The sequence below is a fragment of the Aeromonas sanarellii genome, from assembly GCF_000820085.1.
Taxonomy (GTDB): Bacteria; Pseudomonadota; Gammaproteobacteria; order Enterobacterales; family Aeromonadaceae; genus Aeromonas; species Aeromonas sanarellii.
The window spans coordinates 83,103-89,798 of record NZ_CDBN01000039.1; the positions used below are offsets into that span (position 1 = coordinate 83,103).

The following is a 6,696-nucleotide window of genomic DNA, read 5'->3' on the forward strand; positions in this document are numbered from 1 at the left end:
ACGATGAGCCAAGAATTAGCGCTCTCCCACTACTCACGTCAGTGGTTGGGACAAGTTGCCGCCAACGCCAAGCTAACCCCCACTCGTAGTGGTCAGCGTTGGCTGCTTCACCTGACACCTGATAGCCCACCAGCCCGAACAGTCACCTTACAAGTGCGCTGGTCTGGAGTGCAGTGGCAACTGCACTCCCTGATCAATGCCGAGGACTGGCACACCATGAGCCAGCCGAGAGATGAAATCTGCATTGACCCCAAGCGAAGTTGTTTCTGGCATTGCCAAGCAGGGCCGGTGCCGCTCACCGAGCAACCCCGTGTACTGGCCAACTTTCTGGCTGACCTGCAGCGCATCTGCATCCATCGCGGCTATGCGGTGGAGAGTGACCCCATCCCTGACCAGGAGACCGAAGATGATTAACGCCGTGATCGCCATCGAGCTGGAGGCTTATCTTGAACACGATGGTCAGATTGAAGTGGTGCATGACCAAGGCCTGCCGGTGGACGGTTATACCCTCTACCTGCGCTATGAAAACGAACGGGGCGATGCACTGGCGCAATGGCTGTGCGATCATCCGGATCACCGCTGGCTAACCCAGTTAGGCACCATGCTCGCCACCAGTTACCACATTCCGCTACACGACTACACCCCGCACACCTTGGCGACCTGAACACAGCCAACCAAGCCTGCGGTCACACCCCATTCAGTAACCTATTAACCAACAACTTCGCCTACCCTGCCGCATCCAACGCTGTGGGACGATGGCGTATGGGGCCTAATCATGTTGCATCACAAACTGATCGCCGGGGAGCAACCCGGCACTTACCTCGTCACCGATCTGGTTAATGAAGATGAGCTGTTGACCATCGCCAACCAGATTGCTCGCCAGAAACTCGCCAAGGGGGTCGCCATCACCGATAAACACGTGGCCCATCAGGCCCTGCAAGGACTGCTGCAAACACGGGATCGCGAAGTGTTCGCAGCAGTGTTCCTCGATAACCAGCACCGGATCCTGGCCTACGAGGAGCTGTTCCTTGGCACCCTGTCCGCTGCAACCGTCTATTCCCGTGAAGTGGTCAAGCGAGCGTTGCACCACAATGCCGCAGCTCTGATGCTGGTGCATAACCACCCGTCAGGTCACCCGGAACCAAGTCGAGCAGACATCGAGATCACCCAGCGTATGCATAGTGCGCTAGAGCTGGTCGATATCCGGTTCCTGGATCATCTGGTGGTTGCCACAGAGGGGATTGTATCGTTGGCCGAGAGAGAGCACTTGGGTTGAGCACTCCCGCTGTGGTTCAGCCACTATCTTTGTTAGACTGCGTAGCCTGATTTTGGCCTGGAGACCCGAACATGAAACTTCTCAACACCTACGAGACAAAAGAAGACGGCGAAGCAGCACTAGCTAAAATCAATGAACCCAAACGACTGGCTAGTGAACGAGACAGTACTGAGGTGATTTATAACCTTTTTGGCACACCAAGCTGGGGGAATTTCTATAAGCTAGGCATGTTTGACTTGGATACTCTCAGAACGATCGTGGAGAACAAGAGAAATGGACAGCCTTATGATGAAAAAAAACACAGTGAAATCATTATGATGCTTCGATATGCATCCAGTACTTTTGAGCTAACTATCCCTGAACACTGGGAGTAGCAATCGAAACCAAAGTCACTTGCTATCTCACCTTAACACATCTTGGTATCTTTCTATTCCTGTGAGGTTTAAATGACGGCGGCCGTAGGGACTGCGGTATTATGCCCGGCCTTGTTGCTTGGAGTGGGGGAATTATTTGCAATCTCGGTGAGCTGATCCTGTCGAGCAAGCATCGAGTTCATCAGATAAGTAAGCACAAGATCAACAAACCAAGCCTAGATGCAACGTGCTTCGTTGACCACTGCATATGGATGGACGAACAGGCTATTACTCTGTGTTCCATTGTTACTGAGGGCGGGGTAATGCCGTTGCCGATGTTACCAGCTTAAAGCTGCATTAGAAATGCGCGCCAACCCCGTCGACATATTCAATACCGCTTTCCCAGTCAAAGCTCCGTGGCTCACAGAAGCATTAATGCCACCAGTCTTAAGGTTTATGGCTCAGGTGAATGGAAAATGCTCGAGCAAAGCAAGGAGAAGCAGCGTGCGTGGCACAATCGCCACTTGACTGTGGATGCCGCAACCCATACTGGAGACGGTGGTGTCTATGACACCAAAAACTGTCATGTGATCTTCTGTAAAAGATAGGGGCGAAAACCATCACACCACCGAGAAAGAGCCGGCACTGTGGGAGGATAGTCCTCCTTGCAACTAGTGGAGGCAACATTCAAAAACGCTGAACTGAAGCAATGAAAGCAGGACTGCGGCTATCACCAGCGCTCAATAGCTAAAACCGCCATGTACTCGTTCAAGCAACTCATCAGGCTGACGCTAAGCCAGCGGAACGACAACGCCAAAATGGGAGAAATTTTGGCCGGAGTGAGGGCGATAAACAAGCTCATAGCACTTGGTCTGCCTGTTCGACAGCTAGTAGCAGGCTGGTGAATGGCTATCCGACTTTAGATTCTATCAACAAGGCCATTCTGTGCCCGCAGTTTTTAGCTTTAAACCACAACAGAAACATTACACAACCTTAAATTATCCCCAAACGAGACTGTATACATGTACAGCAACCTTGAATTATACTTGTATAAATGAACAGTACTTGGAGTTACAGATGAATAGTTCACAGCTAAATTTTAATAAAGAGTTATTGGTAGCCCCAAAACATGTGACGCACACTGGCGGCAAAGGAGAATACCTTCACGACTGGTATGCATATCTTGAAGGCTATTCATCCGAGTTTGTCCGTTCAGTTCAGAGCACTTACATGCCAAAAGCATCTAGTATTTTGGAACCATTTGCTGGTGTAGGAACGACTCCTTTAACCCTTTCACTTCTAGGAATTAAAACATTTTACAGCGAAATAAATCCAGCAATGAGGAAAGTAATCAATGCTAAATTAAACATTGCTGCATTACCTAAAACAAAAAAGCTAAGCCTGTATAATGAGATAATGCAGTTATCTGAAAACTTACCTGTTTTGTATCTCGAGCATGCTGAGAATAAAATTCTAAGAGAACACTACAGGGCAGCATTTAAAGATAGCATTTATTGTGATGACAATATGTTCTCTAAAATATTAAAGATGAGAACACTAAATGATGAATTATTAACAAAGAACCCAATTCTGGGTCTTGCACTTGAAGTAGCAGTGATTTCAAAGCTCATAGTTTGTTCTCGATTAAAGCGTGCTGGTGATGTTAGATTCAAGACGCCAAAAGAGCTCGCAAATGGACTCCCTGAATTTGTCTGCTCAGTTCAAAAACAGCTGATGTTAATGGCTGATGATTGCTTAAGATGCCCAACATCATTGTCTGAAGCGAAGTTAGTTGCTCATAATGCAAAACAACTTCATGAACTAAAACCACTTGGTGTTGATGGTGTGATAACTAGCCCTCCATATTTAAATGGAACAAACTATTTTCGAAATACGAAATTAGAGCTGTGGTACATGGGCTTTATTACTACAGATAATTGCTTGCGTGGTTTTCGTGATCAGGTTGTAACGTCAGGCATTAATGATGTTACGAAGAATAAAGGAAATTTAGTCCACCCTGCAGCTCAGGCAGTCGTTTCTGAGCTTGAAGCTAATGCATATGATGCTCGGATATCCAAAATGGCAGCCGGTTATTTTGAAGAAATGGGACTCGTATTCAAAGGACTATCTAAACACATGAAAGTTGGTGGCATAGCAGCAATTGACATCGGAGATTCGTTGTATGGTGGAGTTCATGTACCTACTCACAACATCTTGAGTGAGATAGCAAAAGACTCTAGTTTTGTTACAATTGATATTGTCAAGCTTAGAGAACGTAAATCAAAGTCTGGAGCTCCTTTGACGCAATCCCTAATTGTACTTGAGAAAGTAGATGTAAATAAAGTCTCTATCGCAGGGGCTAACATTCAACGTTGTGATATTCCTCATAAATGGAATATGTTCAAAGAGGCATTACCTCATTTACAACACCCTTACTCAAAGCGTAACTGGGGCAATAATCTTCACTCAATCTGTTCGTATCAAGGCAAGATGAAGCCTGCCTTAGCATTTAAACTTGTAGAAGCATTCTCAAACGTTGGCGATAAAGTATTAGACCCATTTAGTGGTTCTGGCACAATCCCATTTGAAGCCGCACTGAATGGTCGTCTATCATTTGGGATGGATATTGGGTTGCTGGCAACTAGCTTAAGTAATGCCAAAATGAAGCGGCCAAACAAAGATAAGGTTACTGAAATAATCGCAGCACTAGAGCTATCTATTGCTAACTCTGAACCTAGCTACGAGTCGATAAAAGATGCAAACGAAGTTAATTTCAACAAAACCATACCCGAGTATTTTCAAAAAGATACATTTAAGGAAATACTATGTGCCAGAGATTTCTTCATAAAAAACCACGACGCACAATCAGCAGAATGGTCTCTTGTTATGTCATGTATGATGCACATACTTCATGGTAATAGACCATACGCTTTGAGTCGGACAAGTCATCCAATCACGCCGTATGCTCCATCTGGTGATTTCATTTACAAGAATTTGATTGAAAAACTATGGACTAAAGTTAATAAATCGCTGGAAACTGAAGTTCCAGAGCAGTTCATTGATGGGCATTGTTTTCAAGCCGATATTCTTGCCAAATGGCCAGAAGAAATTAAAGAGTTAGATGCAATCATCACATCACCTCCATTCTTCGATAGTACTAAGTTCTATATGACGAACTGGATGAGATATTGGTTTTGCGGATGGACTAGAGAGGACTTCGACACTCAACCAAAAAGTTTTGTTGAAGTGATCCAGAAGAAATCTTTTGATGCTTATGACTTTATTTTTCAACAATGCCATGAACGGTTAAAGACTGGTGGTTATGCAGTTTTCCACTTAGGTCATTCAGAGAAATGTGATATGGCAGACTCTCTAAGACCTTACGCTGAAAAATATTTTGAAGTTATCGATATTTTTACCGAATCCGTTGAACACTGTGAAAAACACGGCATTGCTGATAAAGGTGGAGTGAAAGGTCATCAGTACTTGGTACTTCGGAAGTAACCATCACATGGAACAAGGGTAGGAGCACTCCTACCCTTATTGCATCCTAAATAATTGAATCAGTATCTTCGTTAAGATCCAAGGTAATATGGCTATCACGTCTACGATTATACTCATCAACGAATGAGAAGTCATACCGAACCGTTCTAGAGCGCATAAGAACTTTATCTAGCGCTTTCACAACTAATTCTGCTGTTATTTTCCCGTCTCTTTCCATCAATAATGTTGGTTTTGTTAGAAACTCCTCATACAGCCAATCTAGTCGTGTGAGCAATTCTTCAATTACTTCATGATTTGGCTCTGGAGTAATTAGTTCATCAACAGAAAGTCCCGTAAAATATGACAGTTGTTCAATCTGATCTGGATTATAAAACTGAGATGGTGGTCTATCTCGCTTACTCGTATTACAGGTCGCACACAACGCCGTAGCAGTACCATCAAGAGGCCAGAGCAGAGCTAACGGGCGAGTGTGATCTAAGTGCATTTTACGTTTGTTCGGGATTCGATTATTGCAGTTGAAGCAATGCCCATTGAAACGATTCCAAACATCATCAAGCAGCTCTCGTCCAGTTGTGGTTCGATAGCTTAACTGTGGTGATTGTTGATAGACCTCGGCAATCAACAGTTCGAAGTTACGACGTCGTTGACTATCCTCTTTCATCTGTGCAGCCGTTCTCTGCCAGTTCAAGGGCATGTTTACGAAGTATTTTTTGCAGAATCTACACTCAAGCTGATATCCGTAATGCAAGTACACTGTACTTTGCGTTTCAATATTCGTAAGGCTCCCAAATCCTTTGTGTTGGCATGGAGCTTTCGCAACGCAATGGTTAGAAAAACACAAATGCTCTCGTTCATTATTGATGTTGATGGGTAAAAATCTGGCACAACGGTTACAAGATTTCAAATGGAATAGCGCTGCTTTTTTATAGTTCTTTAATAATCCTTCATATTGAATCCTTATGTTTCCCTCCTCTGTATAAAACCCAGCTTCAGGCATAATTGAGTGCATGTTATTGAGGTAACCGAGCTGATCGTTTTCAATTGCCGTATCAAACGCTTCATGCCAAATCAAACCACATTCTAGGCCATAGAAGGCAACTGGCGTATTAATTTCAGAGTAAAAAGATATCGAAGCTGTTTGTGACGCCCCATTTAGCTGCCACATTGAACCAAACTTAGATGTGTTATCTGATGAGCATTTTGAATACTCATTTTTCTCTGAGTTTGGATTGCAAAATGATACTTCAACAAACTCCTCACACTGGAAAAAACCACCAAAACCAATATAAGATTGTCCATCACTTACAGGAAAGTCAAAGAACACTGTTAAACGCCTACCAGCCTCGAGCAAGAGTGGAACTACTAGCTCAGCTTTATACTCTCCACCTGTGCTGTCGGGATGACTCTTAAATCCAGACCTTCTAGTTGTTGTTCTACGTACACCTGAATATACAGTTTTTCCTGGTAATTTTGCCACTTGACCACCTCACTAAACATTAGAAGTAGTTTTATATAGGAAAAAAGATACATTTCAACAGAAAATGGCGTTGTTGCCCAAATCAG

At 44.2% G+C, this 6,696-nt stretch carries 6 protein-coding genes; 5 read left to right on the forward strand and 1 reads right to left on the reverse strand.

The annotated features are described in order from the left end of the window. The first annotated feature begins 3 nt into the window (after positions 1 to 3). The 5 genes from BN1132_RS08400 to BN1132_RS19535 all read left to right on the forward strand — a co-directional run bounded on the left by BN1132_RS08400 (position 4) and on the right by BN1132_RS19535 (position 5,133). Complete coding sequence (locus BN1132_RS08400; protein ID WP_042076758.1) at positions 4 to 414, forward strand: hypothetical protein; 411 nt, start codon at positions 4 to 6, stop codon at positions 412 to 414. Then, complete coding sequence (locus BN1132_RS08405; protein ID WP_042076759.1) at positions 407 to 664, forward strand: hypothetical protein; 258 nt, start codon at positions 407 to 409, stop codon at positions 662 to 664. The genes BN1132_RS08400 and BN1132_RS08405 overlap by 8 nt, the downstream gene beginning before the upstream one ends. A 111-nt stretch (positions 665 to 775) precedes the next feature. Beyond that, complete coding sequence (gene radC / locus BN1132_RS08410) at positions 776 to 1,276, forward strand: RadC family protein (RefSeq protein ID WP_042076761.1); 501 nt, start codon at positions 776 to 778, stop codon at positions 1,274 to 1,276. Between the two features lie 71 nt (positions 1,277 to 1,347). Continuing rightward, positions 1,348 to 1,650, forward strand: coding sequence for a hypothetical protein (locus BN1132_RS08415; protein WP_042076763.1), 303 nt, complete (start codon positions 1,348 to 1,350; stop codon positions 1,648 to 1,650). A gap of 1,056 nt (positions 1,651 to 2,706) precedes the next feature. After that, entirely contained in the window at positions 2,707 to 5,133 is a 2,427-nt protein-coding gene (locus tag BN1132_RS19535; RefSeq protein WP_157005374.1) for a DNA methyltransferase, read from the forward strand. Positions 5,134 to 5,179: 46 nt separating this feature from the next. Here the strand turns inward: BN1132_RS19535 and BN1132_RS19950 are convergent, their stop codons facing one another. Then, complete coding sequence (locus BN1132_RS19950; protein ID WP_157005377.1) at positions 5,180 to 6,610, reverse strand: HNH endonuclease; 1,431 nt, start codon at positions 6,608 to 6,610, stop codon at positions 5,180 to 5,182. Between the last annotated feature and the right edge of the window lie 86 nt (positions 6,611 to 6,696).

Bases quoted from the DNA above. Each gene is read 5' to 3' on its own strand.
- BN1132_RS08400 (WP_042076758.1), top strand. From the start codon at position 4: ATGAGCCAAGAATTAGCGCTCTCCCACTACTCACGTCAGTGGTTGGGA.
- BN1132_RS08405 (WP_042076759.1), top strand. From the start codon at position 407: ATGATTAACGCCGTGATCGCCATCGAGCTGGAGGCTTATCTTGAACAC.
- radC (WP_042076761.1), top strand. From the start codon at position 776: ATGTTGCATCACAAACTGATCGCCGGGGAGCAACCCGGCACTTACCTC.
- BN1132_RS08415 (WP_042076763.1), top strand. From the start codon at position 1,348: ATGAAACTTCTCAACACCTACGAGACAAAAGAAGACGGCGAAGCAGCA.
- BN1132_RS19535 (WP_157005374.1), top strand. From the start codon at position 2,707: ATGAATAGTTCACAGCTAAATTTTAATAAAGAGTTATTGGTAGCCCCA.